Origin of the sequence: Sphingosinithalassobacter sp. LHW66-3, assembly GCF_050703275.1 — a bacterium.
In the GTDB taxonomy this organism is placed as follows: domain Bacteria; phylum Pseudomonadota; class Alphaproteobacteria; order Sphingomonadales; family Sphingomonadaceae; genus Sphingomonas.
On sequence record NZ_CP193482.1, the window covers coordinates 2,585,823 to 2,612,089 of the forward strand.

27 protein-coding genes and 1 tRNA gene are annotated in these 26,267 nt (G+C 67.5%); 10 read left to right on the forward strand and 18 right to left on the reverse strand.

Annotated elements, in window-relative coordinates; all coding sequences use genetic code 11:
- Window positions 1-94: 94 nt before the first annotated feature.
- The 3 genes from ACQ450_RS12725 to ACQ450_RS12735 all read left to right on the forward strand — a co-directional run bounded on the left by ACQ450_RS12725 (window position 95) and on the right by ACQ450_RS12735 (window position 2,802).
- The gene (locus ACQ450_RS12725) at window positions 95-676 is read left to right on the forward strand and encodes a nitroreductase family protein (protein ID WP_431469538.1); all 582 of its coding nucleotides are present in this window, start codon (window positions 95-97) and stop codon (window positions 674-676) included.
- 55 nt (window positions 677-731) lie between these two features.
- Window positions 732-1,094 carry a GntR family transcriptional regulator gene (locus ACQ450_RS12730; protein ID WP_188054058.1) on the forward strand — a complete coding sequence of 121 codons (363 nt, stop codon included), beginning with the start codon at window positions 732-734 and terminating at the stop codon, window positions 1,092-1,094.
- Between the two features lie 148 nt (window positions 1,095-1,242).
- The gene (locus tag ACQ450_RS12735) at window positions 1,243-2,802 is read left to right on the forward strand and encodes a hypothetical protein (RefSeq protein WP_431469539.1); all 1,560 of its coding nucleotides are present in this window, start codon (window positions 1,243-1,245) and stop codon (window positions 2,800-2,802) included.
- A gap of 49 nt (window positions 2,803-2,851) precedes the next feature.
- On the opposite strand, the gene ACQ450_RS12740 is transcribed toward ACQ450_RS12735, so the two are convergent.
- Entirely contained in the window at window positions 2,852-4,555 is a 1,704-nt protein-coding gene (locus tag ACQ450_RS12740) for an acyl-CoA dehydrogenase (protein ID WP_431469540.1), read from the reverse strand.
- A gap of 46 nt (window positions 4,556-4,601) precedes the next feature.
- Between ACQ450_RS12740 and ACQ450_RS12745 the strand changes: the two genes are divergently transcribed.
- Entirely contained in the window at window positions 4,602-5,558 is a 957-nt protein-coding gene (locus ACQ450_RS12745) for an L-threonylcarbamoyladenylate synthase (RefSeq protein ID WP_431469541.1), read from the forward strand.
- A gap of 18 nt (window positions 5,559-5,576) precedes the next feature.
- On the opposite strand, the gene msrA is transcribed toward ACQ450_RS12745, so the two are convergent.
- Window positions 5,577-6,122 (reverse strand): peptide-methionine (S)-S-oxide reductase MsrA, encoded by a 546-nt coding sequence (msrA, locus tag ACQ450_RS12750; RefSeq protein WP_431469542.1) that lies wholly within the window; start codon window positions 6,120-6,122, stop codon window positions 5,577-5,579.
- An 86-nt stretch (window positions 6,123-6,208) separates the two neighbouring features.
- On the opposite strand from msrA, the gene galE reads away from it, so the two are divergent.
- The gene (gene galE, locus ACQ450_RS12755) at window positions 6,209-7,204 is read left to right on the forward strand and encodes a UDP-glucose 4-epimerase GalE (RefSeq protein ID WP_431469543.1); all 996 of its coding nucleotides are present in this window, start codon (window positions 6,209-6,211) and stop codon (window positions 7,202-7,204) included.
- A 2-nt stretch (window positions 7,205-7,206) separates the two neighbouring features.
- On the opposite strand, the gene ACQ450_RS12760 is transcribed toward galE, so the two are convergent.
- Both ACQ450_RS12760 and folK read right to left on the reverse strand, forming a co-directional pair.
- A tRNA-Lys gene (locus ACQ450_RS12760) sits at window positions 7,207-7,282 on the reverse strand.
- A gap of 34 nt (window positions 7,283-7,316) precedes the next feature.
- Entirely contained in the window at window positions 7,317-7,790 is a 474-nt protein-coding gene (gene folK / locus ACQ450_RS12765; RefSeq protein ID WP_431469544.1) for a 2-amino-4-hydroxy-6-hydroxymethyldihydropteridine diphosphokinase, read from the reverse strand.
- Between the two features lie 23 nt (window positions 7,791-7,813).
- On the opposite strand from folK, the gene ACQ450_RS12770 reads away from it, so the two are divergent.
- Both ACQ450_RS12770 and ACQ450_RS12775 read left to right on the forward strand, forming a co-directional pair.
- Window positions 7,814-8,476, forward strand: coding sequence for a uracil-DNA glycosylase (locus tag ACQ450_RS12770; protein WP_431469545.1), 663 nt, complete (start codon window positions 7,814-7,816; stop codon window positions 8,474-8,476).
- Window positions 8,476-8,652 (forward strand): hypothetical protein, encoded by a 177-nt coding sequence (locus tag ACQ450_RS12775; protein WP_188054066.1) that lies wholly within the window; start codon window positions 8,476-8,478, stop codon window positions 8,650-8,652. Before ACQ450_RS12770 ends, ACQ450_RS12775 begins: the two co-directional genes overlap by 1 nt.
- A gap of 7 nt (window positions 8,653-8,659) precedes the next feature.
- Here the strand turns inward: ACQ450_RS12775 and aguB are convergent, their stop codons facing one another.
- The 4 genes from aguB to ACQ450_RS12795 form a co-directional block, all read right to left on the reverse strand.
- Window positions 8,660-9,529 carry an N-carbamoylputrescine amidase gene (gene aguB, locus ACQ450_RS12780; RefSeq protein ID WP_431469546.1) on the reverse strand — a complete coding sequence of 290 codons (870 nt, stop codon included), beginning with the start codon at window positions 9,527-9,529 and terminating at the stop codon, window positions 8,660-8,662.
- Between the two features lie 156 nt (window positions 9,530-9,685).
- Entirely contained in the window at window positions 9,686-11,173 is a 1,488-nt protein-coding gene (locus tag ACQ450_RS12785) for an amidohydrolase family protein (protein ID WP_431469547.1), read from the reverse strand.
- A gap of 36 nt (window positions 11,174-11,209) precedes the next feature.
- On the reverse strand, window positions 11,210-12,187 hold the full coding sequence (locus ACQ450_RS12790; RefSeq protein ID WP_431469548.1) for an agmatine deiminase family protein: 978 nt from the start codon (window positions 12,185-12,187) through the stop codon (window positions 11,210-11,212).
- Window positions 12,188-12,228: 41 nt separating this feature from the next.
- Entirely contained in the window at window positions 12,229-13,890 is a 1,662-nt protein-coding gene (locus ACQ450_RS12795; RefSeq protein ID WP_431469549.1) for a M28 family metallopeptidase, read from the reverse strand.
- Between the two features lie 124 nt (window positions 13,891-14,014).
- Here ACQ450_RS12795 and ACQ450_RS12800 point away from each other — a divergent pair, with 124 nt between their 5' ends.
- Complete coding sequence (locus ACQ450_RS12800) at window positions 14,015-14,644, forward strand: DUF998 domain-containing protein (RefSeq protein WP_431469550.1); 630 nt, start codon at window positions 14,015-14,017, stop codon at window positions 14,642-14,644.
- A gap of 55 nt (window positions 14,645-14,699) precedes the next feature.
- Here the strand turns inward: ACQ450_RS12800 and rpsD are convergent, their stop codons facing one another.
- The 9 genes from rpsD to ACQ450_RS12845 all read right to left on the reverse strand — a co-directional run bounded on the left by rpsD (window position 14,700) and on the right by ACQ450_RS12845 (window position 22,159).
- Window positions 14,700-15,314: a 30S ribosomal protein S4 gene (gene rpsD, locus ACQ450_RS12805; protein ID WP_431469551.1), complete on the reverse strand. Its 615-nt coding sequence runs from the start codon at window positions 15,312-15,314 to the stop codon at window positions 14,700-14,702.
- A 180-nt stretch (window positions 15,315-15,494) separates the two neighbouring features.
- Window positions 15,495-16,223, reverse strand: a complete 729-nt coding sequence (locus ACQ450_RS12810) for an RNA methyltransferase (protein WP_431471227.1) — start codon at window positions 16,221-16,223, stop codon at window positions 15,495-15,497.
- Window positions 16,224-16,339: 116 nt separating this feature from the next.
- Complete coding sequence (nrdR, locus tag ACQ450_RS12815) at window positions 16,340-16,801, reverse strand: transcriptional regulator NrdR (RefSeq protein WP_188054073.1); 462 nt, start codon at window positions 16,799-16,801, stop codon at window positions 16,340-16,342.
- Window positions 16,802-16,900: 99 nt separating this feature from the next.
- Entirely contained in the window at window positions 16,901-18,211 is a 1,311-nt protein-coding gene (glyA, locus tag ACQ450_RS12820) for a serine hydroxymethyltransferase (protein WP_431469552.1), read from the reverse strand.
- Window positions 18,208-18,660 (reverse strand): ribose 5-phosphate isomerase B, encoded by a 453-nt coding sequence (gene rpiB, locus ACQ450_RS12825; protein WP_431469553.1) that lies wholly within the window; start codon window positions 18,658-18,660, stop codon window positions 18,208-18,210. The genes glyA and rpiB overlap by 4 nt, the downstream gene beginning before the upstream one ends.
- A 95-nt stretch (window positions 18,661-18,755) precedes the next feature.
- The gene (locus ACQ450_RS12830; protein WP_431469554.1) at window positions 18,756-19,520 is read right to left on the reverse strand and encodes an exonuclease domain-containing protein; all 765 of its coding nucleotides are present in this window, start codon (window positions 19,518-19,520) and stop codon (window positions 18,756-18,758) included.
- Between the two features lie 91 nt (window positions 19,521-19,611).
- Window positions 19,612-20,994 carry a phosphoglucomutase/phosphomannomutase PgmG gene (gene pgmG / locus ACQ450_RS12835; protein WP_431469555.1) on the reverse strand — a complete coding sequence of 461 codons (1,383 nt, stop codon included), beginning with the start codon at window positions 20,992-20,994 and terminating at the stop codon, window positions 19,612-19,614.
- A 53-nt stretch (window positions 20,995-21,047) separates the two neighbouring features.
- A complete protein-coding gene (locus ACQ450_RS12840) occupies window positions 21,048-21,368 on the reverse strand; it encodes a J domain-containing protein (RefSeq protein WP_431469556.1) in 321 nt (106 codons plus the stop codon).
- A complete protein-coding gene (locus ACQ450_RS12845) occupies window positions 21,365-22,159 on the reverse strand; it encodes a division plane positioning ATPase MipZ (protein WP_188054079.1) in 795 nt (264 codons plus the stop codon). Before ACQ450_RS12845 ends, ACQ450_RS12840 begins: the two co-directional genes overlap by 4 nt.
- An 81-nt stretch (window positions 22,160-22,240) precedes the next feature.
- Here ACQ450_RS12845 and panC point away from each other — a divergent pair, with 81 nt between their 5' ends.
- On the forward strand, window positions 22,241-23,083 hold the full coding sequence (gene panC / locus ACQ450_RS12850; protein WP_431469557.1) for a pantoate--beta-alanine ligase: 843 nt from the start codon (window positions 22,241-22,243) through the stop codon (window positions 23,081-23,083).
- A gap of 74 nt (window positions 23,084-23,157) precedes the next feature.
- Window positions 23,158-23,454: an SEL1-like repeat protein gene (locus ACQ450_RS12855; protein ID WP_188056537.1), complete on the forward strand. Its 297-nt coding sequence runs from the start codon at window positions 23,158-23,160 to the stop codon at window positions 23,452-23,454.
- Window positions 23,455-23,497: 43 nt separating this feature from the next.
- On the opposite strand, the gene topA is transcribed toward ACQ450_RS12855, so the two are convergent.
- On the reverse strand, window positions 23,498-26,044 hold the full coding sequence (gene topA / locus ACQ450_RS12860; RefSeq protein ID WP_431469558.1) for a type I DNA topoisomerase: 2,547 nt from the start codon (window positions 26,042-26,044) through the stop codon (window positions 23,498-23,500).
- Window positions 26,045-26,267: the final 223 nt, after the last annotated feature.

Below are 26,267 nucleotides of genomic sequence, written 5' to 3' on the forward strand. Positions count from 1 at the left end.
TGGCGGGCCATGGCCCGAAAGCGCGCAGCCTAGCGCCGAAATTCGCGGTGTGAAGCCGGTTGTTGCGTCGTCCCTCGCTTGCTAGGCCGCGCCAATGGCATTCAACGATCGCAGTTCGCCGCTCGCGCTGCTCGCCACGCGCCGTTCGGGCAAGCCGCGCGAGCTGGTGGAGCCCGGCCCCGATCTGCTGCAGCTTCGCGCGATGACTGCGCTGGCGGCGCGCACGCCCGATCATGGCAAGCTGGCTCCGTGGCGTTTCGTGATCGTGCCGCAGGAAGCGCGTGCCGCGCTTGCCGAGCGGATGGCCGAGGCGCTCGCCGCCGACAAGCCGGAGGCAAGCGACCGCGAACTGGCCGCGGCGCGCGAATTCGCCGAACAGGCGCCGGCGCTGGTCGTGGTGCTTTCCGCGCCCGATCCGGAACATAAGATCCCGCTGTGGGAGCAGGAGCTTTCGGCCGGGGCGGCGTGCATGAACCTGCTCCACGCCGGCCACGCGCTGGGCTTCGCCGGGGGATGGCTGACCGGCTGGGAGGCCTATTCCGAGCGCGTGCGCGACCTTTTCGGCGCGGCGCCGGAGCGGATCGCGGGCTTCCTCTTCTTCGGCACGCCCGCGCGGCCGCTGCAGGAACGGCCGCGAGGCATCACCGAGCGCACATTTTCCGTATGGGAGCCTTGATCCCGCTCGGGCCATTGGGACTGGACTGTCCGAACGGTTGCTGTATTAAGGCAGCATGACAGCGCTCGAGCACGACGATTCTCCGGTTTATCTGAAGCTGCGGGCGAGCATCGCCGCGGCGATCCTGCGCGGCGAATATCGCGCGGGTGACCAGCTGCCTTCGGTTCGCGCGCTTGCGGCCGAGCATGGCGCCAATCCCCTGACGGTGGCGAAAGCCTATCAGAGCTTTCAGGACGACGGCTATGTCGAGGTGCGTCGCGGCGTTGGCATGTTCGTGCTCCCCGGCGCGGTCGAGCGGCTGCGCATCGCCGAGCGCGAGCGGTTCCTCAACGGCTATTGGCCGCGGATTCGCGACCACATTGCGCTGCTGGGGCTCGACGCGCGCGAGCTGATCGAGAGCGATCGCGAAACCGCCTGAGGCGCGCGCGGGCGGTAGCAATCCTTTCTCCGCAGTTTCGATAAGGCTGAAGCACATTCTTCGCGGTCGCGCCGTATCGGTGCAGTCGTCGCTGGCGCTCATCGGAGAATCCGAGTATTCTCGCAGGCAACCTTGGGGGGAGGTTGTCATGAAACAGCAGCGTGCACTTCTTGCGGGTACGGCAGCTTTGGCAGGCAGCAGTGCGTTGTTCGCACTCGCGGCATGCATGCACCGTCCGGCATCTTCGGCAAGCCAAGTCACGTCCGACATGTCGGTGTGCGTCGATCCGCTCGCGATGCCGTCCGGCTATGGCTATCCGGCGCGTGAAGCGACGGTGGCCGGCTGGGTGGAACGGCGCGACACACGCGCGATCCGCGAGCACGGCTGGAGCCTCTTCGCGGCGATGAACACCGCGCCCGACCCGGACGGCGAGGCGGTGTGGCGCAGCTGGTGCACCTCCACCCAGGCATTTGCCGGTGCGACTGCGCCCACGCCCGCGCCGGTGGGCGCCGCGCCCGCCACCGCCACACGCGCCGCGACCGGTCAGGTCCGCTCGCTCAATGCGATCCGGGCGAAACACGGCGAACCGATTAATTTCAAAGCGACTCCGCAATATCAGCTGCCCGCCGCGATCCTGAACGATCCCGCCTATCGCCAGTGCATCGTGCCCGCGCAGGGCGAAACCCCCGCCGGGCTGACCGACGGAGCGGTGTTTCAGAGCAACGGCGACATCATGATCGCGGGCGTGATCTACAATCGCGACGCCTATGACTGGATTCGCTCGCGCGGCTTGTACAGGACGGCGACGCTGCGCGGACTTCAGCCGGCGAGCGCGACGGGGCAGGCCGAGATGCCCGAGATGCCGGCCGGATCGATCGTGCTCAAGCCGATGATGTGGCCGGTGCCGCAGGACGGCGTGAGCGCGCTGCCGATCTGGGACGGCCCGGACAGCGACCATGATCGCTATGCCGGGTTCGAAGTGCACGACATGTGGCCACGCGCAGTGGCGGTGACGACCGATCCCGCAAGCGAGGGGAGGCGTATCTCGGGTGCGCTGCAGCTCAACGACGTGACGCTGAACGGCGCCGCGATGGGCCCCAGCCGTTATCCCGACATGCCGGTGGTCGGCACCGGCCGCTTCTATCGCTACACCCCCGATCTGGCGGCGCTTGGCGCGTGCGATCGCGCGCTGCTCGATGCCTCCGCCTGGTGGGCCTATGGCAAGCGCTTTCGCCAGGGCGACCAGCTGGTGCTGATCGCGATGCATGCGATGACCAAGGAGCAGCGCGCCTGGACCTTCCAGTCCTTTTGGTGGCACGACCGGCCCGACGCAGGGCCCTATGCCGCCGATCGCCCGGCGCTGCCGAACGCGCAGGGACCGTGGCGCCACTATCTGATGACCGAAACCTACGGCACTACAACGGCACCGGGCGGCACCCAGTGGCCGGTCGCCTACAATCCATACATCGAGCTCGCGGCGGCGCACCCGATCGAGACCAATTGCATGAACTGCCACCATCGCGCCGCCTGGTCCGATATTCGCGCGGATCGCGTGAGCTATCAGCTGGAGGGGGGACCCGATGCGCTGGCGGTGTTCGACCAGCGCAACGCGATCTTCGACGGGATCGTAAAGGTGGATTCGATGTGGGCGATTTCCTCGCGCGTGCCCAATCCGCGCCCCACGCCCGGGCCGGTCGGCACGCAGTGAACCCCGGCGCGGCGGCGGCGCAATTCCCGCTGCCGCCGCATCGAAAGCGTCAGGCGGCGAATGCCTCCGCGCCGATCGAATAAAGCACCTGCGCACGCGCGCTCGCCGCGGCTTTCAGTCCCAGCGCCTCCGGTACGATCTGGCCGAGGTAGAAAGCGACCGCTGCGCGCTTCATCGCCGCGAACGCCCCATCGCCCTCGACGGCGCGGTCCTGCCGCTCGAGCAGCCAGCCGCATACCGCGACCGACAGCATCGTGAGGAAGGGGTAGCTCGCCGCCAGCCGATCGTCGGCGTCTGCGTCCAGCAGCTTGCGGCCGATTTCCTCGCACGCGTCGATCAGTGCGAGCAGCCCCTCGTCCTGCGTCTCGCCGCGCATGTCGTCGATCAGCGCGAACAGAGTCGCGCCGCCGTCCATCGAGAGCTTGCGGCCGACGAGATCGGCGGCCTGAATGCCGTTGGTGCCTTCGTAGATGCGGAACACGCGGCTGTCGCGATAATGCTGCGCCGCGCCGGTTTCCTCTACAAAGCCCATTCCGCCATGCACTTGGATGCCGAGGTCGGAGACCTCGCTGCCGATATCGGTGCCGTGCGCCTTGGCCAGCGGCGTGAGCAGGTCGAGCCGCTTCTTCGCGTCGCCGTCGCCCAACCCCGCGCGGTCGAGCTGGCCGAAGGCGTAATAGACCAGCGCGCGCGCCGCCATCGTCTGCGCCTTCATCCGCATCAGCATGCGGCGCACGTCGGGATGCTCGACGATCGCGACCGCTTCCTTGTTGCGCGCGCCCTGCATCCGGTCGCGCGCATAGTCGACCGCGCGCTGAGTCGCGCGCTCGGCGGCCTGCACGCCTTCCAGCCCCACGTTGAGCCGCGCGTTGTTCATCATCGTGAACATCGCCGCGATCCCGCCGAACTCGGGCCCGATCAGCTCGCCGACGCACTCGCCCTCGTCGCCGAAGCTCAGCACGCAGGTGGGCGAGGCGTGCAGCCCCATCTTGTGCTCGATCGAAACGACCTTCACGTCGTTCGCCTCGCCGATGCTGCCGTCCTCGTTCACGCGGAACTTGGGGACGAGGAACAGCGACAGCCCCTTGGTGCCCGGCGGCGCATCGGGCGTGCGCGCCAGCACGAGGTGGACGATGTTGTCGGTCAGGTCGTGGTCGCCGAAGCTGATGTAGATCTTGGTGCCGCTGATCGACCACTTTCCGTCGCCGCGCGGTTCGGCCTTGGTCTTCACCGCGCCGACGTCGCTGCCCGCCTGCGGCTCGGTGAGGTTCATCGTGCCGGTCCATTCGCCGGTCGCGAGCTTTGGAAGATACTTCGCCTGCTGCTCGGGGCTGCCGTGGTGCATCAGCGCCTCGATCGCGCCGACGGTCAGGATCGGCGCGAGCGCGAACCCCAGGTTCGCCGCGCCCAGCGTCTCGAGCACCGCCGCGGTGAGGCTCACCGGCAGTCCCTGTCCGCCAAATTCGGTGGGCGAGCTGATCGTGCCCCAGCCATTGTCGACATAGGCCTGATAGGCCTCGCGGAAGCCCTCGGGCATCACCACGCCGTCTTCGGTCCACTTCGCGCCCACTTCGTCGCCGCGCCGGTCGAGCGGCGCCCATTCGCCTGCCGCGAACGCGCCGATGCCTTCGAGCACCGCGTCGATCAGGTCGGGCGTGGCGTCGGCAAAGCGCGCGTTCTCGGCGAGGTCGCCGATCCGGGCGATATGATCGAGCACGAAGCGCTGCTCGGAGACGGGGGGCGTGAAGCTCATCGGTCCTCTCTTGTCGGCGGTTTCGCGCGGCTATAGCCCCAGCAGGGTGAGCACGACAAATTCCGGAACGGTGACCCGCACCTTACCCTACGGCAGCGCGGCGGTTGCCGAAGCCGCCGAAGTGATCCTCGCGGGCGGCTGCGTCGCGGTGCCGACCGAGACCGTCTATGGACTTGCCGCGGACGCGACCGAATCGCATGCGGTCGCACAAGTCTATGCGGCGAAGGGCAGGCCGGCGTTCAACCCGCTGATCGTCCATGTCGCGGATCGCGAGGCGGCCGAACGGCTGGCGCGGTTCGACGATCGCGCGCGTGCGCTCGCCGATGCCTTTTGGCCGGGGCCGCTCACGCTCGTGCTGCCGCTGCGCCCCGAAGCGGGGCTGAGCACGCTGGTGACCGCGGGGTTGCAGAGCGTGGCGATCCGCGTTCCCGCGCACCGTGCGATGCAGGCATTGCTCGAAGCCACCGCGCGCCCGCTCGCCGCGCCTTCGGCCAATGCAAGCGGGCGGATCAGCCCGACCCGCGCCGAGCATGTGGTGGCCAGCCTCGGCGGGCGCATTCCGGTCGTGATCGACGACGGAGCGACGCCGCGCGGCGTGGAATCAACGATCGTCACGCTGCTCGACGGCATGGCGCTGCTGCGCGAGGGGCCAGTGACGGCAGCGGAGATCGTCGCCGCCGCCGGACCGTTCGACACGGCGGTCGCGAAGGGCGCTCCCGTGGCGCCGGGGCAGCTCGCCAGCCACTACGCGCCGGCCAAGCCGCTGCGGCTCGAAGCGACCGAGCGGCGCGAGGGCGAGTGGCTGATCGGCTTTGGTTCGATCGCAGGCGACGAGACTCTCTCCGGCGCGGGCGATCCGATCGAGGCGGCGGCACGGCTGTTCGACCTGCTTCACCGCGCCGACGCCAGCCCGGCACCTGCGATCGCCGTCGCGCCGGTGCCGGAGGCGGGCATCGGCGCCGCGATCAACGATCGGCTGCGGCGGGCCGCGCATCGCGACTGACCCGCCCCGGCCGCGGCTTCAGGCGGCTGCGCCTTCCTTCACCCGATTGGCGAAGCTCTTGCGCAGCTTCTGGAGCTTGGGCGGGATCACCGCGAGGCAATAGGGATTCCGCTGGCCTTCGCCTTCCCAATATTCCTGGTGATCGTCCTCGGCCTTGTACCATTCGCCGAGCGGTTCGATCTTGGTCACGATCGGCGCGGTCCAGGTGAGCTGGTTGCGCTCGATCCCGCGCATCGCCGCCTGCGCCTGCTCGGGCGAGGCGGGGAAGATCGCCGAACGATATTGCGTGCCGACATCGTTGCCCTGACGATTGAGCTGCGTCGGATCGTGCGTCGCGAAGAAAATGTCGAGCAGCTCGTCATAGCTGATCTTCTCGGGATCATAGGTGATCTGGACCGCCTCGGCATGGCCGGTGTCGCCGCTGCACACCTGCTTGTACGTCGGATCGGCCACCGTGCCGCCGGTATAACCGCTCTCGACCTTTTCCACGCCGATTACATCGTTGAACACCGCCTCGGTGCACCAGAAGCAGCCCCCTGCCAGGGTCGCAGTTTCACGCGTCATCAGTATCTCCTTACCCACGCTAGATAGGGTGGGACTGGCGCGGCGCAATCGTGGCGGCTAGGCGAGCGGCGAACGGGAGGGCGGCAATGCGCGACGAAACGATCCTGGTGACCGGTGGCGCCGGCTATATCGGCAGTCACGCGGTGCTCGCGCTGCTCGACGCCGGATGGCGGGTGCTGGTGGTCGACAATCTGGTCACCGGATTCGCCTGGGCGGTCGATCCGCGCGCGACGCTGGTACGGGCCGATATCGCCGACGACGACGCCGTTCGCGGGGCGATGCGCGCGCATGACGTGCGCGCGGTGATGCACTTCGCCGGATCGGTGGTGGTGCCCGAATCGGTGGCCGATCCACTCAAATATTATCGCAACAACACCGCCGCGAGCCGCGCGCTGATCGAAAGCGCCGTGGCATGCGGCGTGCCGCATTTCCTCTTTTCCTCGACCGCCGCGACCTATGGCATTCCCGAGCGCGTGCCGGTGGCGGAGGACAGCGCGACGCGGCCGATCAATCCCTATGGCATGTCCAAGCTGATGACCGAGATCATGCTGAAGGACATCGCTGCCGCGCATCCGCTCAACTATTGCGCGCTGCGCTATTTCAACGTCGCCGGCGCCGACCCGCGGGGGCGCAGCGGCCAGTCGACCGCAGGCGCGACTCACTTGATCAAGGTGGCCGTCGAGGCCGCGACGGGAAAGCGCGGGAGCGTTTCGGTGTTCGGCACCGATTTCGCCACCCCCGATGGAACGGGAGTGCGCGACTATATCCATGTCAGCGATCTCGCCGCCGCGCATGTCGACGCGCTCGAGCTGCTGATCGCGAGGCCGCAGGAGAGCCATGTGCTCAACGCCGGCTATGGCCGCGGCTATTCGGTGCTCGAAGTGCTCGATGCGGTGGATCGCGTCACCAATGTGAAGATCGAGCGACGGCTCGAAGGGCGGCGGGCGGGCGATCCCGACGCGCTGGTCGCGGACAATCGGGCGATCCTCGCGGCGCTGCCTTGGCGCCCCAAGCACGACGACCTCGACCGCATCGTTTCCGATGCGCTCGCCTGGGAGCGGAAGCTGTCCGAGCGTGGGTGAGGTGGTGAGCCGTGCTGGGTTCGAACCAGCGACCTACTGATTAAAAGTCAGTTGCTCTACCGACTGAGCTAACGGCCCACGCCGCCGCACCTAGGGGCGAGGGCGCATATGGTCAACTGCGTCGCGGTTTGCACTGCCGCTCGGCGAGCTGGCGGATGCTGAGACCGGTCAGCGGGTCGCGCCAATCCGGTGCGATTCGTACCGCCGGCCGCAACACGAAGTCGCGCTCTCGAAACGCCGGATGCGGTACGGTGAGCCCGGGGCCCGACCACGCCCCCTCCGACCATAGGATGATGTCGAGATCGAGTACCCGCTGGGCCCAGCGCCGCGCGCCGCGTCGCCCGAAATCGCGCTCGATCGCCTTGAGCCGTGCCAGCAGCCGGGGCGGGCTCTCGTCGGTGGCGATGATCGCGGCGGCATTGGCGAAGCGCCGCCGCGAGGGTCCGAGCGGCGGGGTTCGCAGGACCGGAGCGGCATGGACGATGCCGCCAATCGCATCTAGCGCGGCGCGCAGTTCGCGCTCGGGCGGGCCGTGGCGGCCCCATCGGTTCGAACCGAGCGCGATCAGATAGCTTGTCGTCGCCATGCCGGCGCGCCTATCCCGCCCCCATGTTCGCGCCAAGCCCCATCCCCGCCACCGAGCCGCCGCTCGATTGTCCGCGCTGCCCCCGGCTGGTCGAATTCCGCGAGGAGCTGCGCGCCGAATATCCCGATTGGTGGAATGCGCCGGTGCCGGCGTTCGGCGATCCCGATGCATGGCTCGGCATCATCGGTCTGGCGCCGGGCAAGCATGGGGCGAATCGCACCGGCCGACCGTTCACCGGCGATTATGCGGGCGACCTGCTGTTCGCCACGCTCAGGAAGTTCGGACTGGCCGAGGGCGACTATGACGCGCGTCCCGATGACGGGTTGGCGCTGCGCGGCGCGATCGTCATCAATTCGGTCAAATGCCTGCCGCCGCAGAACAAGCCGACTCCGGAAGAGATCCGTACCTGCCGTCCGTTCCTCGAGGGGCAGGTGGACATTCTGCCGAATGCGCGGATCTTCATCGCGCTCGGCCAGATCGCGCACCAGTCGGCGGTCAAGACGCTCGGCGGCAGGCTGCCCAAGGCGAAGTTCGGGCACCTGGCCGAACATCGCATGCCCGACGGCCGCATCCTGATCGATAGCTATCACTGCAGCCGCTACAACACGAACACCGGACGGCTGACGGCCGACATGTTCGAGGCGGTGTTCGCGCGGGCGCTGGCGCTGCGGGCGGAGCAGGGCTGATGCTCGCGCTAGGCTGTCTCGTGCCGGTGGTGACGCTGTTCGGCGGCGCCTGGGCGGGGAGCGCACTGGCCGGGCAGCAGGGGCTGATCTGGGGCGCGGTGGCGGGGTTGGTCGTCGGGCTAGCCGTTCCCGCGCTCATGCTTCGCGGGCTGCTGGCGGCTCGGCGGCACCGCTGAGCGCGGGTCAGACGTCCTCGACCATGCGGCGGTAGAGTTCGGGCCGGCGATCGCGGAAGAAGCCCATTCCCGCACGGTGCTTGCGCGCGCGATCGAGATCGAGCGTTGCGACCAGCGCGCCGGTCTCCTCCGCGCCGAATTCGGCGACGATGTCGCCCCATTCGTCGCAGATGAAGCTGTGGCCGTAGAAGCTCTGGCCGCCGTCGGGTCCGATGCCTTCGGTGCCGATGCGGTTGGCGGCGATCACCGGCACCACATTGGACACCGCATGGCCGATCATCGCGCGGCGCCACATGCGGCTGGTGTCGAGATCGGCGTCATAGGGCTCGCTGCCGATCGCGGTGGGATAGAAGAGCAGCTCGGCGCCCATCAGCATCATCGTGCGCGCGGTTTCGGGATACCATTGGTCCCAGCAGACGCCGACGCCGAGCTTTGCGTCGGGTGCCGGACCATCCCACACCCGGAAGCCGGTGTTGCCGGGCCGAAAATAATATTTCTCCTCATAGCCGGGACCGTCGGGGATGTGGCTCTTGCGATAGACGCCGCGCACTTCGCCGTCGGGGCCGATCATCGCGAGGCTGTTGTAATAATGCGGTCCGTCCTTCTCGAAGAAGCTGGTCGGGATGTGGATGCGCAGCGCCTCGGCCAGCGCCTGCATCGCGAGCACTGCCTTGTGCGCGCCGACCGGAGCGGCGCTTGCGAACAGCTCCTCCTCCTCGGTGCGGCAGAAATACTCGCCTTCGAACAGTTCGGGCGGCAACACCACCTGCGCGCCCTTGCCTGCGGCCTCGCGCACGAGTTCGGAGACATTGGCGATGTTCGCATCGATATCGTTCGAAAAGGCGAGCTGCAGCGCGGCGACAGTGATCTGGGTCATGCGCTTGTCCTTAGACTCGATCGGCGCACAGTGGCACCCGCCGCGTGCGAGTCGCGGGCGTGAGGAGACAGGGCGGCGATGGAACGCGCGTTCGAACGGCTGATCGCGCGCCGCTGAGCATCCGCATGCGGAAAGCCGAGGGCATGCGCCTCGGCCCTATCCCCGGGCTACATAGCCGTAGCGGCGGTTCGACGGCGTGGTTCCGCGCGCGACATAGGCGCGCTTGAGCGAAGCGAACCGGTCGCGTTCCAGCACCGCCGCCGTCTCGACCGGCTCCACTCCGTACAGCCGCGCATTGTTGCCGCCGAAGATCGCGGTCTTCACCGGCCCGTCGGCGCCGCCCAGCGGCGCGAAGCCATGGGCACGCTGCATGTCCTCGGGTATCTCCAGCCGCCGCAGCCCTTCGATCTGCCATTGCGGCGACCCGGTCCACACCGCGTCGGTGCCCCAGCAGACGTGATCGGCGCCGAGGCCCTTCACCAGCTGTCCCATGATCGCGGCGCAGATGCGCGGCTGGGCCACCAGCGTCTGCGCGAAGATCTGGCCCAGGTCGGCATAGACGTTGCTGACGCCGTGCTTCTCCGGGATCTCGGCCAGGTCGGTCACCCAGTCGATGCGGCCGGTGCGCTCGAATTCGGCGAGCGCCCATTCGGGATCGTCTAGGCGATATGCGGCGTGATAGATGACGAAGTTGAGCTGCGGCCAGTCCTTCGCCGCCTGCGCCACGTCGTCGACGCGGGCATAGGGCGCGAGGATCGGGAAGCGCTCGTCGAGCCCGCGGCCCCACAGCCCCTTATGGACGCAGATGTTGGTGACGCCGGCCGCCAGCGCCTTTTCATAGCCGCGATAGGTCTCGCGACTGTCCATCCGCCAGGGATGCCGCGCCAGTTCCTTGTGGGTGTTGTCGCCCACCGTATAGCCCTTCAGCGAATCGGGCCGCAGTTCGAGCGCCGCGTCGAGGTCGTCGAGCCAGCCGGGGCTCTCGGGCGTGATGATCGCATGAGTCATCATCCGCTTCGATCCGGCCTGGCCGTTCACCGTCGCGCGCGCCGCCGCCATCTGCCGGTTGGTGAGGAACCAGTCCTCGGGGATCTCGGAGGGGGCGGAGGAGATGAGCGCGATCTTGGTGTCGCTGTCGAGGAACACTTCCTTGAAGTAGTTTTCGAACTTCAGGGCTTCGATCGTCTGCGCGCCCTCTTCGAGCTGCGGGTTCCATCCCTGCGCCGCGACCGACTCGCGCATTCGCACGAAATGGGTGAGGCGCGTGTCGTCGCGCAGAAAATGCGTGTGCATGTCCATGATGAACTGGCCCGCGAGGGCCTGCGCGCGTTCTTCGGCCAGCTCGGGCGTGTTCGCTTCCGCCTCGCCGACGGCGAAGATCGGGCCGAACGCGCCGTTCAACGCGGCGAACCCGGCCGCCATTCCGGCCGATGTCTGGAAGAAGCGGCGTCGGCTCAACCCAAGCTTCGGCGCGATGCCGTCGGCGATTTCGTAAAGCCGCGCCTCGGTTTCGCGCTGCTTGGCACTCTGCGGGACAGGGCGATACTCCTCGCTCGACACCATCCGCACCGGTAGCGGCGTGCGCGGCTCAACCTGCTCCGCGGGCTTCAGCCGCTCGAGATCCTCATCGGATAGACCACGCATCGCACGACTCCTCGCATCGTTCGACCCCGCCGGGGTTCAGCGTGCGGGAATCTGCTGGCTGATGCAATGGAAGCTGCCGCCGCCGGTCAGGATGTGGTCGGCGCGGATGCCGACGGCGGTGTGCCGCGGAAAGATCTCCTGGATCGCCTCGACCGCCGCATCGTCGTTGGGCCGGCCATAGAGCGGGATCACTACGGCGGCATTGCCGATGTAGAAGTTCATATAGCTCGCCGGGACGATCGCGCCGCTCTCGTCGAGCACGCGCCCGGGCGAGGGGATGCGCACCAGCTCGACGCCGAAGGCGCGCGCACGCTTCGCCGCGTCCTGATAGACGACCCAGTTGGGATCGTCCTCGCCGTCCGGTTCGGGCAGCGCCAGCCGCCCGGGCGCCACGAACCGGGCCAGATTGTCGACATGGCCGTCGGTATGGTCGTTGAGCAGCCCGTCGCGCAGCCAGAGGATGCGCGTGAGACCCAGCTGGTCGCGCAGCCGCCGCTCGATATCGGCGCGGGTCAGCTCCGGATTGCGGTTCGGGTTGAGCAGGCACTGTTCGGTGGTGACGGCGAGCCCGGTGCCGTCGAAATCGATCGCGCCGCCTTCCAGCACCCAATCGTGCGTCACCGGCGCGAGCCCGCGGCGACGTGCCAGCCGGTCGCCGACATCCTCGTCGCCCGGATACTCGTATTTCCTGCCCCAGCCGTTGAAATCGAAGCGGTGCGCGGTGCCGTCGCCGCCCAGTATTGGCCCGGTGTCGCGCAGCCACACGTCGCCGAACCGTTCGACCACCACCTCGGCGAAATCGCCCACCAGCGCGCGGGCTGCGGCTCCGACCTCCTCGTTCGCCGCCACAAGCAGCACGCGCTCTCCGCGCCCGCGGGCATGCACCGCGCGCACGAAACCCGCGACTTCGGCCTGCGCGGGGCCGCAATCGCCGCCCCACAGTTCGGGGTGGCTGGGAAAGCCGATCCAGACGGCGTCGTGCGGCGCCCATTCGGGGGGAGGAGGCGTGATCATGCGGCTCCCCCTAAAGGCTGGCGTGGCTCAGGAAAAGCCGCTCACCGGCCGGCGCGGCTTGCATCGCGGATGGCGCGGAACTCGTCGCCCTCGACCCAGTTGGGCCATTCGTCGCTATCCGCCAGCTCGCGGCCGATGCGATAATAGAGCGCGAGATCCTGCATCACGCCGCCCCAATTCCAGGCGGGATCATATTCGTCCTGCGGGCCGTGATAGCGGTTCTCGGTATAGTCGGCCTGCGCCGCCTCGCCCGCCGCAGTGCCGCCTTCGATCAGATCGGCGCCGCTGTCGACATAGAGCATCGGCACGCCTTGCTTGGCCAGGCTGAAATGATCCGAGCGGTAATAATAGCCCGCTTCGGGCGTCGGCTCCATCGATGCGGTGCGCCCCTGTGTGGCGAGCGCACGCTCCAGATACGCGTCGAGCTGCGACTTGCCCTTGCCGATCACCACCACGTCGCGCGCCGGGGCGGTCATCATCGGCGCGTCGATATTGAGCCCGCCCACGGTCTGCGCGAGCGGATAGATCGGGTTCTCGCCATAATATTTCGAGCCGAGCAGCCCCGATTCCTCGGCGGTCACTGCGAGGAAGACCAGACTGCGCGCGGGCGCGCCGGCATCGGCATGCGCCTCGGCCAACGCGACCAGTGCGGCGGTGCCCACCGCATTGTCGATCGCGCCGTTGCAGATGTCGTCCCCATCGGGCGCCGCCTCGCAGCGGCCCAGATGATCCCAATGCGCGGTGTGCAGGACATATTCGTCGGGGCGCGTGGCGCCCGGCAGGATGCCGATCACATTCTTCGATGCATGCCGCCGCACGGCATTGTTGAACGAGACCGACGCGGCGACTCGCTCCAGCGGAACCGCAGTGAAGCCGGGACGCTTCGCGGCCTCCGCCATCCGGTCGAAATCCTGCCCCGCCGCAGCGAACAGCCGCCGCGCCGCGTCGAGCTGGATCCAGCCGTTCGCCTTGGTCTCGCCCATATGGCCGTCGGCGGCGTCGGCAACCTGCTGCGGACCCGACCAGCTCGACTGGACGACGTTCCAGCCATAGGATGCCGGCTCGGCCTGGTGGACGATCAGCGCCGCGGCCGCGCCCTGCCGCGCGGCTTCTTCATATTTGTAGGTCCAGCGGCCGTAATAGGTCATCGCCCGCCCGCCGAACGGGCCTTCCAGGCTCTGCGTCTGCCAGTCGGGATCGTTGACGAGGATGACGACCGTCTTGCCGCGCACGTCGACGCCGGCATAGTCGTTCCAGCCGCGCTCGGGCGCGTTGATGCCATAGCCGACGAACACGACGTCGCTGTCGTTCACGTCGATCCGCGGCGTCACGCGATTGGTGGTAACGACCATGTCGGCGCCATAGACGAGGCTGAGCGCGCCCTGCGGCGTATCGAACGTGAGACCCGAAACGTCGCGCGGCGTGATCTCGACCAGCGGCACATCCTGGAACCAGCTGCCGTTGTTGCCCGGCTGCAGCCCGGCGGCGGCGAATTGCTCGGCCAGATAGGCGAGTGTCTTCTCCTCGCCCGCGGTGCCGGGCGCGCGGCCTTCGAACTCATCCGACGCCAGCGTGCGGGTGACGGTCCGCATCGTCTCGAGCGACAGTCCCGGATCGCCGGTACGGCCCCCGGTGCCGGTGCCCCCGCTCGTCGCGGTGCACGCCCCAAGGGGCAGCAGGAGAGTGGCTAGCAGCAAGCGCATGGGAACTCCTCGGATAAGCAGCGTCGGACGATTGTGCCAGCCGCTCGCGGGGGCGGCAAGGCGGGGGACCTTTTCGGCGCAGCCGGACATTCCTCCACCTAAGCGCGACCGAGGGAGAGCGGCATTGGCACATCACATTGAAGCGAAGGAGCCCATCTGGTTGGTGCAGGGCTGCGGGCTTGTCGGCATGATCGGCTGCGCGGCCGCGCTGATCGCCGATCTGCTCGGAGTCCGCCTGTCCGATCATATCGGGCTCGTCAGCGATACGATCAGCAATCTCGCCGCCGGGGGGCGGTGGGACTGGCTGATGGACTATGGCCTGTACGCATTCGTGCTCGCGGTGCTGGCGGTGGCGCTGGGCACTTCGCGCTGGCGGTTCGATTCCGATTGGCAATGGGCGGCGGGGCAGGTGCTGCTGATCGTCATCGCCGCCGATATCTTCGCGATCGCCGCCTATGAAGCCTACAGCAATCCGCAGGCCGGGCCGCAGCTGCACTATAAGTTCGTCTATCTGCTCGGGATCGCCTTTCCGCTGATGGCGTGGCTGACCTCCGGCGGGCTCGGCAGCGTGAGCGGCCGGATGCGCACGCCGCTGCGCGTGTTCGCGGTCGGCTGGGCGCTCGCCGGTCCGGTGCTGTTCGTGATGCCGACTGCTTGGGACGGGCTGTACGAGCGCGTGCTTGCGCTCCTGATGCTCGCTTGGTTCGCCCTCGTCGCATGGCTGCTCTGGCAGCACAGCCGCTCACACGCCTGAACGAAAAAGGGCGGCCCCGCAGGACCGCCCCGTTTCGTTCGGCGATGCCGCCCGATCAGCGCGAGTAGAACTCGACGACCAGGTTCGGTTCCATCTTCACCGGATAGGGAACTTCGTCCAGCGTCGGCACGCGCGTGAAGGTGATCTTCGATGCGCCTTCGGGAGCGACATAGTCGGGAATGTCGCGCTCGGCGAGGCTCTGCGCCTCCATCACCAGCGCCATTTCCTGCGCCTTCGACGAAAGCGAAACCTCGTCGCCCGGCTTGATGCGGCGCGAGCCGATGTTGCACTTTTCGCCGTTCACGCGGACGTGGCCGTGGTTCACCAGCTGGCGCGCGGACCAGATCGTCGGTGCGAACTTGGCGCGATAGACCACCATGTCGAGACGCTGCTCGAGAAGGCCGATGAGGTTCTGCGACGTATCGCCCTTCATCTTCGACGCTTCTTCGTAGGTGCGCTTAAACTGCTTCTCGGTGACGTCGCCGTAATAGCCCTTCAGCTTCTGCTTGGCGCGCAGCTGAATGCCGAAGTCGGACATCTTGCCCTTGCGGCGCTGGCCGTGCTGGCCGGGGCCATATTCGCGCTTGTTGACGGGCGACTTGGGGCGACCCCAAATGTTCTCGCCCATCCGGCGGTCGAGCTTGTACTTGGCGCTGGAGCGCTTCGACATTCCAAATTCCTTACAATTGCCAACGACGTTGACCCGGACGCGCCTCGCAGCGAGGAATGCGCCCTGATCGCGATCCCGGTTTCGCCTGCTATTCTCGGATGTTGAGAGGCAGGGCCGCCGCTTCACCGGGGTGCGGGGCCGATTGCGAAGGCGCGCGGGTACGCGCGGGCGAGGGGAAAGTCAAGCGCGGGGGCGCTTCTTGCCCTCCAACGCCGAGAGCACGCCGCGCAGCGTGCGGATCTCCTGCGCGGTCCAGCCCGGCTTGGTCAGTAGCGTGCGCAGCGTGCGGCGCGTGGCGGGCGTGCGCTCGGGCGGATGATAGAAGCCGCTTGCCACCAGCATCGCGTCGAGCTGGCCGATCAGGCCGTCCAGCTCGTGCTGCGGCGCCGGCGGGTCGAGTTCCTCCTCGGTCGGCTGGACGAGCGCCGCGCCTTTCGACCATTCATAGGCGGTCAGGATCACGGCCTGGGCGAGATTGAGCGACCCGAACTCGGGATTGATCGGCACGGTGAGGATGGTGCGCGCGACGGCCACGTCGTCGGTCTCCAGCCCGGAACGCTCGGGTCCGAAGAGCAGCGCGGAGCGGCCCGCTTCGGTGCGGATCGCGCGCGCCGCCTCCTCAGGCGTGACGACCGGCTTGGTGACGCCGCGCTTGCGCACCGTAGTGGCATAGACATGCGCGCAATCGGCGACCGCTTCGGCAACGCTCTCGAAGACCTGCGCCTGCTCGAGGACGATGTCGGCACCGCTCGCGGCGGGCCCGGCGGAGGGATTGGGCCAGCCGTCGCGCGGGCTGACGAGACGCATCTCGGCGAGCCCGAAATTCAGCATCGCGCGCGCGGCCTTGCCGATATTCTCGCCCAGCTGTGGTCGGACGAGGACGATGACGGGGGGAGGGGCGGGGGCGATCACGGCTGGTTCAACTCTCGACGAGTGCGATGGGAGCTGCGCAGTACGGCGTCAACTCTCCCCCTTCGCTCGGCACGAACGGAGGAAGGATAGTTCGAACGGCGCGGTGGTTCCCCTCACCCTTTCCCGACTTCGCTGACCGTCCCCGCGAACTCTTCGAAATCGCGGGCCTCGCGGAAATCCTTGTAGACGCTGGCGAAGCGGATGTAGGCGACCGAATCGAGGCCCTTGAGCCCCTCCATCACCAGTTCGCCGATCCGCTGGGCGGGGATGTCGGTCTCGCCGCCGGTTTCCAGCTGGCGCTGGATTCCGCTGACCAGCTTTTCGATCTGCGCGCCCGTGATCGGGCGCTTGCGACAGGCGATCGATACTGAACGGACCAGCTTGTCGCGCTCGAACGGCTCGCGGCGGTCGGCGCTTTTGACGACCGTCAGGTCGCGCAGCTGGATGCGCTCGAAGGTGGTGAAGCGCGCGGCGCATGCCTCGCACTGGCGCCGCCGCCGGATCGCCGCCCCGTCCTCGGTGGGGCGGCTGTCCTTAACCTGGCTGTCTTCATGGCCGCAAAAGGGGCAGCGCATTGTCGGTCAAATCCGTTCGTGCTGAGGAGGGGCTGAGCCCAGGCGAAGACCCGTCTCGACGCACCCTTCGATACGGTGATCAGAAGCCTCGTCGAGTCCTTACGCCTCCGGATAGATCGGGAAGCGCTCGCATAGCGCACGCACGCGGCCCTTCACCTCCGCCTCGACCTGCGGGTCGCCGGTTTCGCCCTTCTCGCGCAGTCCGTCGAGCACGTCGGCGATCATGTTGCCGATCTCGCGGAACTCGGCCGGGCCGAAGCCGCGCGTGGTGCCCGCCGGGCTGCCCACGCGGATGCCGCTGGTCTTCATCGGCGGCAGCGGATCATTGGGGATGCCGTTCTTGTTGCAGGTGATCGCGGCGCGCTCCAGCGCCTCGTCGGCATCCTTGCCGGTGACGCCCAGCGGGGTGAGATCGACCAGCGCGAGATGCGTGTCGGTGCCGCCCGAAACGAGATCGGCGCCGCGTTCCTTGAGCGTAGCCGCCAGCACCTTGGCATTCTCGACCACCGCCGCGGCATAGCTCTTGAATTCCGGCCGCAGCGCTTCGCCGAACGCCACCGCCTTGGCGGCGATGACATGCATCAGCGGTCCGCCCTGCAGCCCCGGGAACACCGCCGAATTGATCTTCTTGGCGATCGCCTCGTCATCGGTCAGCACCATGCCGCCACGCGGGCCGCGCAGCGTCTTGTGCGTGGTGGTGGTCACCACATGCGCGTGTCCGAACGGCGAGGGATGCGCGCCGCCCGCGACCAGCCCGGCGAAATGCGCCATATCGACCATGAACAGCGCACCCACTTCGTCGGCGATCGCACGGAACCTGGCGAAGTCGATCTGCCGCGGATATGCCGAGCCACCCGCGATGATCAGCTGCGGCTTGTGCTCCTTGGCCAGCCGTTCGACCTGATCGAAGTCGATCAGATGATCGTCCTCGCGCACGCCATATTGCACCGCGTTGAACCATTTGCCGCTCATCGCTGCGCGCGCGCCATGGGTCAGGTGGCCCCCGGCGTCGAGGCTGAGGCCCATGATCGTGTCGCCGGGCTTGGCCAGCGCCAGCATCACCGCGCCGTTCGCCTGCGCGCCCGAATGCGGCTGGACGTTGACGAAGTTGCAGCCGAACAGCTTCTTGGCGCGCTCGATCGCCAGCGTCTCGACTTCGTCGGACGGGTGGCAGCCCTGATAATAGCGCTTGCCGGGATAGCCCTCGGCATATTTGTTGGTGAACACGCTGCCCTGTGCGGCGAGCACCGCCTTCGACACGATGTTCTCGCTCGCGATCAGTTCGATCTGGTGCTGCTCGCGGTCGAGTTCATGGGCGATGCCCGCAAAGATCTCGGGATCGGCTTCGGAAAGGCTGCGCGTGAAGAAACCGTCGGGCTGAACGCCCGCATCGACGGGATTGGTGCTCATGCGGAGGTCCTTTCGAAGGAGGGGGCGTTCAGTTTGGCGACGCGCCCGGTGTGGCGGCCCTCGCCGAAATGGCCGCTCAGAAAGCTCTTGAGACAGGCTACGGCCATGTCGGGGCCGATCAGCCGCGCGCCCATCGCGATCACGTTCGCATTGTTATGCTCGCGCGCAAGCGCCGCCGAATAGGGCTCGGAGACCAGTGCGCAGCGGCAAGCCGGATGGCGGTTCACTGCCATCGAGATTCCGATGCCCGAACCGCACAGGGCCACGCCGCGCTCCGCCTGACCGCTCGCGACCGCTTCGGCCAGCCTGTACCCGAAGTCCGGATAATCGACTCGATCCGGCCCGTTCGTGCCGAGATCGAGCACGTCATGCCCCTGATCGCGCAGCCAGTCGGCGAGCATCGTTTTCAGGTCGACTGCCGCGTGGTCGGCGGCGAGGGCAATACGCATGAAGGCAGCGCGCTCCCGGGTTGGCGATGTTGCGTGGCGGCTATCTAGGCGCTCTCGCCGGCGAACGCCACACCCGATCGCAACGCGGCCGGCGCCTAGAGCAGCAGCCGCTCGGCCGTGTCGCGGCCGACATAGCCGCCGCCGCGCCGCCGCTCGAATTCCTGCTCGGCAGTGTAGCGCACGTCGGGATCGCGATCGCCGAGGAAATTCTCGAGCACCTCGTCCTCGATCTCCTGCCATTCCTTGCCCCGATCCGGCCCGCTGCGAACTCGGGGCAGCAGGCCCGGCAGGTTCGACCATTCGAGAAGCTGCGCAAGGCTGGCTTCATTGAGCATGTCGCGCAGGTGATGCGCAGTCACATAGGCGTCGGGAAAGGCGCGGTGCACGGGCAGGCCGCGCTCGTGGACCAATCCCTCGGGCTTGCGCCAGTAGCGCAGGATCTGGTTCGAGAAGCCGGGCGAATCGGGCCACAGCCGCATCGCGCATTTCCAGGTGCACACCCAGTCGGCGCCGTGGGTGAGGCGCGGCGAGCAATATTGCTGCTCGAAATCGGCGCGGTGCGCCGCCAGCGCGAGGCGCTTGGGATAGGGATCGAGCACCTGGCGGGCGACATCATGCCACCAGGGGGCGTCCGCCACCTGTTCCTCGAGAATGTGATGCACCGCCTGCGTGATCGGCGGGATCGGGCGGCCGGGATTGACGAGAATCGCTCCGCCGTCGCCGTGCAGCTCCCATCGCCCATCCTCGCCGAGCATCACGTCCTGCCAGCCGATCTCCAGAACGGCATGGGCGGGCGGCGAAGAGCCGGTGGTTTCGAGGTCGATGACGCGAATGATCTGCGAGGAAGCAGGGGAAGCCATGGCTCTCAAGTGGCGTTTCGCGCGCGCAATTGCCAGCCCCTTTGGTCGTCGCGACCGGCCCCTCCCGCGAGGAGGAGGGGCCGAGTCGGCCTCAATGTCCCGCCTGGGGCCCCCGTTCGACACCGCTCTTCGCGAGCTGCGCGTCGATCATCGCCATCAGGCGGTCGAGCCCCGCCTGGTCCTTCGCCTCGGCGCGGGCGACGAGCACATCCTGGGTGTTCGAAGCGCGGAGCAGCCACCATCCGTCGGGCGTGTTGACTCGGGCGCCGTCGGTCCGGTTGACGTCGGCGCCTTCCTGTTCGAGCCGGTCGAGGACTTCCTCGACGACCGCGAACTTGCGGCTCTCGTCGACCTGGAAGCGCATCTCGGGCGTGTTGACGAGCTGCGGCATCGCACTCTTCAGATCGGTCAGCGACCTGCCGATCATGTGCAGCGCGCGGATCAGGCGGACGGCGGCATATTGCGCGTCGTCGAAGCCGTAATAATCGTGCGCGAAGAAGATGTGGCCGCTCATCTCGCCCGCGAGCGGCGCACCGGTCTCCTTCATCTTCGTCTTCACCAGGCTGTGGCCGGTCTTCCACATCAGCGGCTCGCCGCCCAGCTCGGCGACTCGATCGAACAGCATCTGGCTGGCCTTCACATCGGCGATGATCGTCGCGCCGGGCTGTTCGCGCAGAACCGGTTCGGCCAGAATGGAGAGAAGCTGATCCCCCCAGACGACGCGGCCTTGCCCATCGACCGCGCCGATCCGGTCTCCGTCGCCATCGAACGCCAGTCCGAAATCGAGCTGCTTCTCGGCGACCAGCGCCTTCAGATCGGCGAGGTTCTTCTCTTCGGTGGGATCGGGATGATGATTGGGGAAACGGCCGTCCACATCGGTGAAGAGCGTATGGTGCTCACCGGGGAGCAGCTTCACCAGCTTTTCGACCACCGGGCCGGCGGCGCCGTTGCCCGTATCCCATCCGACGCGATAGGCGCCGCCGGCATAGCCCGCCATCAGTCGCCCGACATAGAGGTCGACGACATCGGCCTCCGTCACCGTGCCCTGGCCCTCCTCCCAGTCGCCTTCCGCCGCCAGCTTGCCGAGCTCCTGAATGTCGGAGCCGAAAAACGAGCGGTGCTGGAACACCATCTTGAAGCCGTTGTACTCGGCGGGATTGTGGCTGCCGGTTATCTGAATGCCGCCGTCCACTTCTAGCGTGGCTTCGGCATAATAGAGCATTGGCGTGGGGCCGAGGCCGATCTTCACCACGTCGCAGCCCGACGCCGTCAGCCCCGCGACGAGCGCCGCCTCCAGTTCGAGCGACGAGGCGCGGCCGTCGCGGCCCACGGCGACGCGATGGCCGCCGGCGCGGCGCAGCAGCGTCGCGAATCCGCGGCCGATCGCCCGGGCATCGTCCGTCCCCAGGGTTTTCCCGACGATCCCGCGAATGTCGTATTCGCGCAGCGAAGTCGGATCGAAGCGGTGCGTCATGAGTCCTCCCGGCGTTTCTCGTGCGGGCCTAATCCGCGAATCGATCGGAAAGTTCAATCGCGACTCGGTTCCGACGCTGCTCCGCGGCTGCGCTTGAGCAGCGTGTCTCGCGCCGCGTTGATGCGGCGGGCAGCCTCGGCCGAGCCGCCGCGATCCGGATGCACCTGCGCCACCAGGCGGCGGTGGGCGGCGCGGATCTCCGCCTCGCCGGCATCGGGGCCAAGGCCAAGGATGCTCCGTGCCTCTGCCTCGGCGGCGTCGGGCGCGGCAACGGGCCGAGGCGCTGGCTTGCCCGTCCGAACGGGACGGAATCCGTGCCACAGCCGCCAGCCGAGCCACGCCACCGCAAGGGCGGCGACGAGCTTCCAGATCATGCGAAGAGAGGCATCGCAGGCTCGGGCAGCGCCAGCCCCGCCATCATCTCGCGCAGTTCCTGTCGCGCCGCGACATGGGCGAGACCCATTTCGCCGAACTCGCGGCTGTCGAGCATCGTCAGCCCCTGCGGGAACAGCTCGCGGTAGATGACGCGCTCGGAAAGGCCGGAAATCACGCGGAAGCCAACCCGCTTCGACAACTGGTCGATCGCCTGCGAAACGCGCTTCATGTTGCGTGCCTCGATGTGCTGCATGCGATTGCGCAGCACGACCCAGTCGATCGTCGCGCCATCGGCCTTCGCACGCCGCTTGCGCGATTCCCAGATCAGTTCGGAATAGAAGCTGGGGCGGATGACGCGGTAGGTTTCGGGATCGACCTGACCGATGAGGTCGAAATCGACGAAGCTGTCGTTCATCGGCGTGACCAGCGTGTCGGCATTGGTGACCGCGATGCGCGCGAAGCGATCGTCGCGGCCCGGCGTGTCGATCACCAGGAAGTCGGCGCCGGCGCTCAGGCGCTCGAGCGATTCCGAAAAGCGCGCGACCGTTTCGCCGTCATGTGTCTCGTAGCGCGGCATCGGCAATTCACGGCCGGTGCGCTGGATCGTGGCCTGACGATTGTCGAGATACCGGCCCATCGTCCGCTGCCGGTGATCCAGGTCGAAACAGGCGACCTTGGCGCCCTTCGCGGCGAGCGCGATCGCCACGTGAACGGCGGTGGTGGACTTGCCGGTCCCGCCCTTCTCGTTCGCGAACACGATCACGTGCAATCGATTCGAGTCGCTGCTCAAGCCCGCTCACTTCCTTTATTGATCGGTCGGGCCCGTCCCCATAGAAGGCCGCCCTTCGTCTGTATCTGAGGGTGTTACCACGTGCAAACCATCCGTCAGCTCGAGGCGCTGCGCGAGCAGCTGCAGGGCTTTCGCGCCGCCGGCGAGCGAATCGCACTGGTGCCCACCATGGGTGCGCTCCATGCCGGGCATCTTGCGCTGGTCGATGCCGCGCGGCGCCAGGCCAAGCGAGTCGTGGTTTCGATCTTCGTCAATCCGAAGCAGTTTGGGCCGAACGAGGACTTCGGCCGCTATCCCCGCCACGAACAGCGCGATTCGCGGATGCTCTCCGAAGCGGGCGTCGACCTGCTCTGGATGCCGCCGGTCGAGGTCATGTATCCTGAGGGATTCGCGACCAACATCGCGGTTTCGGGGGTGAGCGAGGGGCTCGACGGGGCACATCGGCCGGGCCATTTCGACGGCGTCGCGACTGTCGTCACCAAGCTCTTCAACCAGGTGCAGCCCGATGCCGCGCTGTTCGGCGAGAAGGACTTTCAGCAGCTGGCGGTCATCCGCCGCCTCGTCGCGGATCTCGACCTGCCGGTGGAAATCGTGAGCGTGCCGACCCAGCGCGAGGATGATGGGCTCGCGATGTCGTCGCGCAACGGCTATCTCGTCGAGGAGGATCGCAAGACCGCGACCGTGCTGCCGAGGGCGCTCGGGGTGGCGGAGCGGGCGATCGCCGGGGGGGGCGACGCCGAGGTCGCGCTGGCGCAGGCTCGCGAAACTCTGACCGCCGCAGGGTTCGAGGTCGACTATGTCGCGCTGGTCGATGCCGAGACGCTGGGCGAGCCTTCGCCGGACCGTCCGCGCCGGCTGCTGGCTGCGGCGACGCTGCACGGCACGCGGCTGATCGACAACGTGCCCGTAAACGGAGACGGTTAACGCCGTTAACCATTTCTTTGCATTCGTTCGCCAATACCCGAAGCACGAGGGATCGTGGAAAAGGGGTAGCGGCGATGGGCAACAGCCTGAAGAGCGCGCGTTTCCTGATCGAAAGCCGGCTGCGCGATGCGGCGGACGGGAACGCTCAAGCGTGTTACGATCTGGGTGTCGTCTTCTCGAGCGGCGCCGGTGGCGTCGATATCGACCTGATCGAAGCGCATAAATGGTTCAATCTGGCGGCGATGTCGGGCAGCGAACGGGCGCAGCAAAGCCGCGCCGAAATCGCCGAGGACATGAGCGCCCGCGAGATCATCGAAGCGCAGAAGGCGGCACGCGCCTTTCTTCAGGCGGGGCAGATCCGGGCGGCCTGACTCCGCAGCCGGGGCAGGCAGCGCTGCCCCGGAACGGTGCGGCTCAGTCTCCTGCGACCTTCTTCGCCGCTTTCTTGGCCGGCGCCTTTTTCGCTGCCGGCTTCTTCTTTGCCGACGCCTTCTTCTTGCCCTTGGCCGGACCCTTGGCGGCGCGCTCGTCGATCAGCTTGGCGGCTTCCTCGGCGGTCAGCGTTGCCGGATCGGCGGTCTTGGGTAGCGTCGCGTTGGTCGTGCCGTCGGTGACGTACGGGCCGTAGCGGCCCTCCATCAGCTTCATCTCGCCGCCGCTCGTTGGGTGGGTCCCGAACGTCTTCAGCGGTTCGCGTGCCGCGCCGCGACCCCGTCCGCCTTTGTCGGCGGCTTCGGCGAGCTTCACCACCGCCGCGTTCATGCCGGTTTCGAACACCTCCATCGTGCTGCCCAGCCGCGCATATTTGCCGTCATGCTTCAGATAGGGGCCGTAGCGGCCGATCGCGGCCTCGATCGGCTGTCCCGTCTCAGGATGGTTGCCGATCGTGCGCGGCAGGCTGAGCAGCTTGAGCGCCATTTCCAGATCGAGTTCGCCCGGCAGATCCTTCGGGATCGACGCGCGCTTGGCTTCCTTGCCTTCGCCGAGCTGTATATAGGGACCGAAGCGGCCTGACTTGCGCTCGACCTCGAGGCCGGTCTCGGGATCCTTCCCCAGCGATTCAGGGCCGCTGTCCTCGCTGCCTTCGCCACCCGGCTGGGCGAAGCGACGCGTGAACTTGCATTCGGGATAATTGGAGCAGGCGACGAAGGCGCCAAAGCGCCCGCCGCGCAGCGCCAGCCGCCCGTCGCCGCATGCCGGGCAGCGCCGCGGATCGCTGCCGTCGGCCTGTTTGGGGAAGAGATAGGGTTCGAGGAACTTGTCGAGCTCGGCGGTGATGTCCGACGGCTTCTGCTCCATCACTTCGTCGGTCCGCGGGCGAAAATCCTTCCAGAATGCGTCGAGCACCGCCTGCCAGGCCGCGCGCCCGCCCGAGACGTCGTCGAGCTCCTCCTCAAGCCCCGCGGTGAAGTCATAGCTGACATATCGCTCGAAGAATCGCTCGAGAAAGGCAGTCAGCAGCCGCCCGCTTTCTTCGGCGAAGAAGCGGTTCTTTTCGACGCGCACATAGGCGCGGTCCTTGAGCACCTGGATGATCGAGGCATAGGTCGACGGGCGGCCGATGCCGAGCTCCTCGAGCCGCTTCACCAGCGAGGCTTCGGAGAAGCGCGGCGGCGGCTGAGTGAAATGCTGTTCGGCATTCACTGCCTTTTTCGCGGGAGTCGCGCCTTCGCTCATCTTCGGCAGGCGGCGCGCGTCCTCGTCTTCCGAATCGTCGCGGCCTTCCTCGTAGAGCGCGAGATAGCCGGGGAAGAGCACCACCTGGCCGGTGGCGCGCAGCCCGTGCTGGCCGGTGGCATCCTCCAGCTCGATCGTGGTGCGCTCCATCCGCGCCGACGCCATCTGGCTCGCCAACGCGCGCTTGAAGATCAGATCGTAAAGGCGGGCGTGGTCGCCCGAGCCCGCGCGGTCCTTCGAGAAGTCGGTGGGGCGGATCGCCTCATGCGCTTCCTGCGCGTTCTTCGCCTTGGTCTGATACATGCGCGGCTTGTCGGGCACGTACGACCCGTCATAGCGCTCGGCGACCGCGCGGCGCGCGTCCTGGATCGCGCCGCCGTCCATCTGGACGCCGTCGGTACGCATATAGGTGATCGCGCCATCCTCGTAGAGCGCCTGCGCGATGCGCATCGTGTGGCTCGCCGAGAAGCCGAGCTTGCGCGCCGCCTCCTGCTGCAACGTCGAGGTGGTGAAGGGCGGCGGCGGGTTGCGCGTCGCGGGCTTGGTCTCGACCGAGACGACCGAGAAGCGGCCTTCCTCGACCGCTTTCTTCGCGGCCATCGCATCGCCTTCGTTGCCGATCGAGAGGCGGTCGAGCTTGTCGCCCTTCCACTTCACCAGCCGCGCCTGAAAGCCGGTGCCGTCCTGCTCCAGATCGGCCGTCACCGACCAATATTCCTGCGCAGTGAAGCCTTCGATCTCGCGCTCGCGCTCGACGATCAGGCGCAGCGCGACCGACTGGACGCGTCCCGCCGACTTGGCGCCGGGCAGCTTGCGCCAGAGCACCGGCGACAGCGTGAAGCCGACCAGATAATCGAGCGCGCGGCGGGCGCGATAGGCGTCGATGAGGTCAGTGTCGAGCTGGCGGGGCTTGCCCATCGCCTCGGTCACCGCGGCCTTGGTGATCGCGTTGAAGGTAACGCGCTGAACGTCCTTGGGCAGCGCCTTGCGCTTGGTGAGCACTTCCTGGACGTGCCACGAAATCGCTTCGCCCTCGCGATCGGGGTCGGTGGCGAGAATCAGCCGGTCCGCCTTCTTCGCCTCGTCGGCGATCGCCTTCAGCTGCTTGGCCTTGTCGGCATAGGGCTCCCACTCCATCGCGAACCCCTCGTCGGGGTTCACCGACCCGTCCTTGGGCGGAAGATCGCGGACATGGCCGTAAGAGGCGAGGACGCGATAATCCTTGCCGAGATATTTCTCGATGGTTTTCGCCTTGGCGGGCGATTCGACGATGACGAGCTGCATGGGGAGGAGGTGGTTCCTTACGTGTACACGCGCGAGGATGGGGAGCCACTTCGCCCTCCGTCAAGCGGCCTTGGCGAAGCAATCGATCAGAAAATCGTCGGAAGCATCTTCGGCTGCTGCGCGGGCGGGGGAACAACCGGCGCCGCCTTGCATTTCCTGATCGCGCTGCGCCAGTGCCCTGCGTAGCGCCGCTCCGGGCGCGTTCCTGTCCGAAGCACCCGCA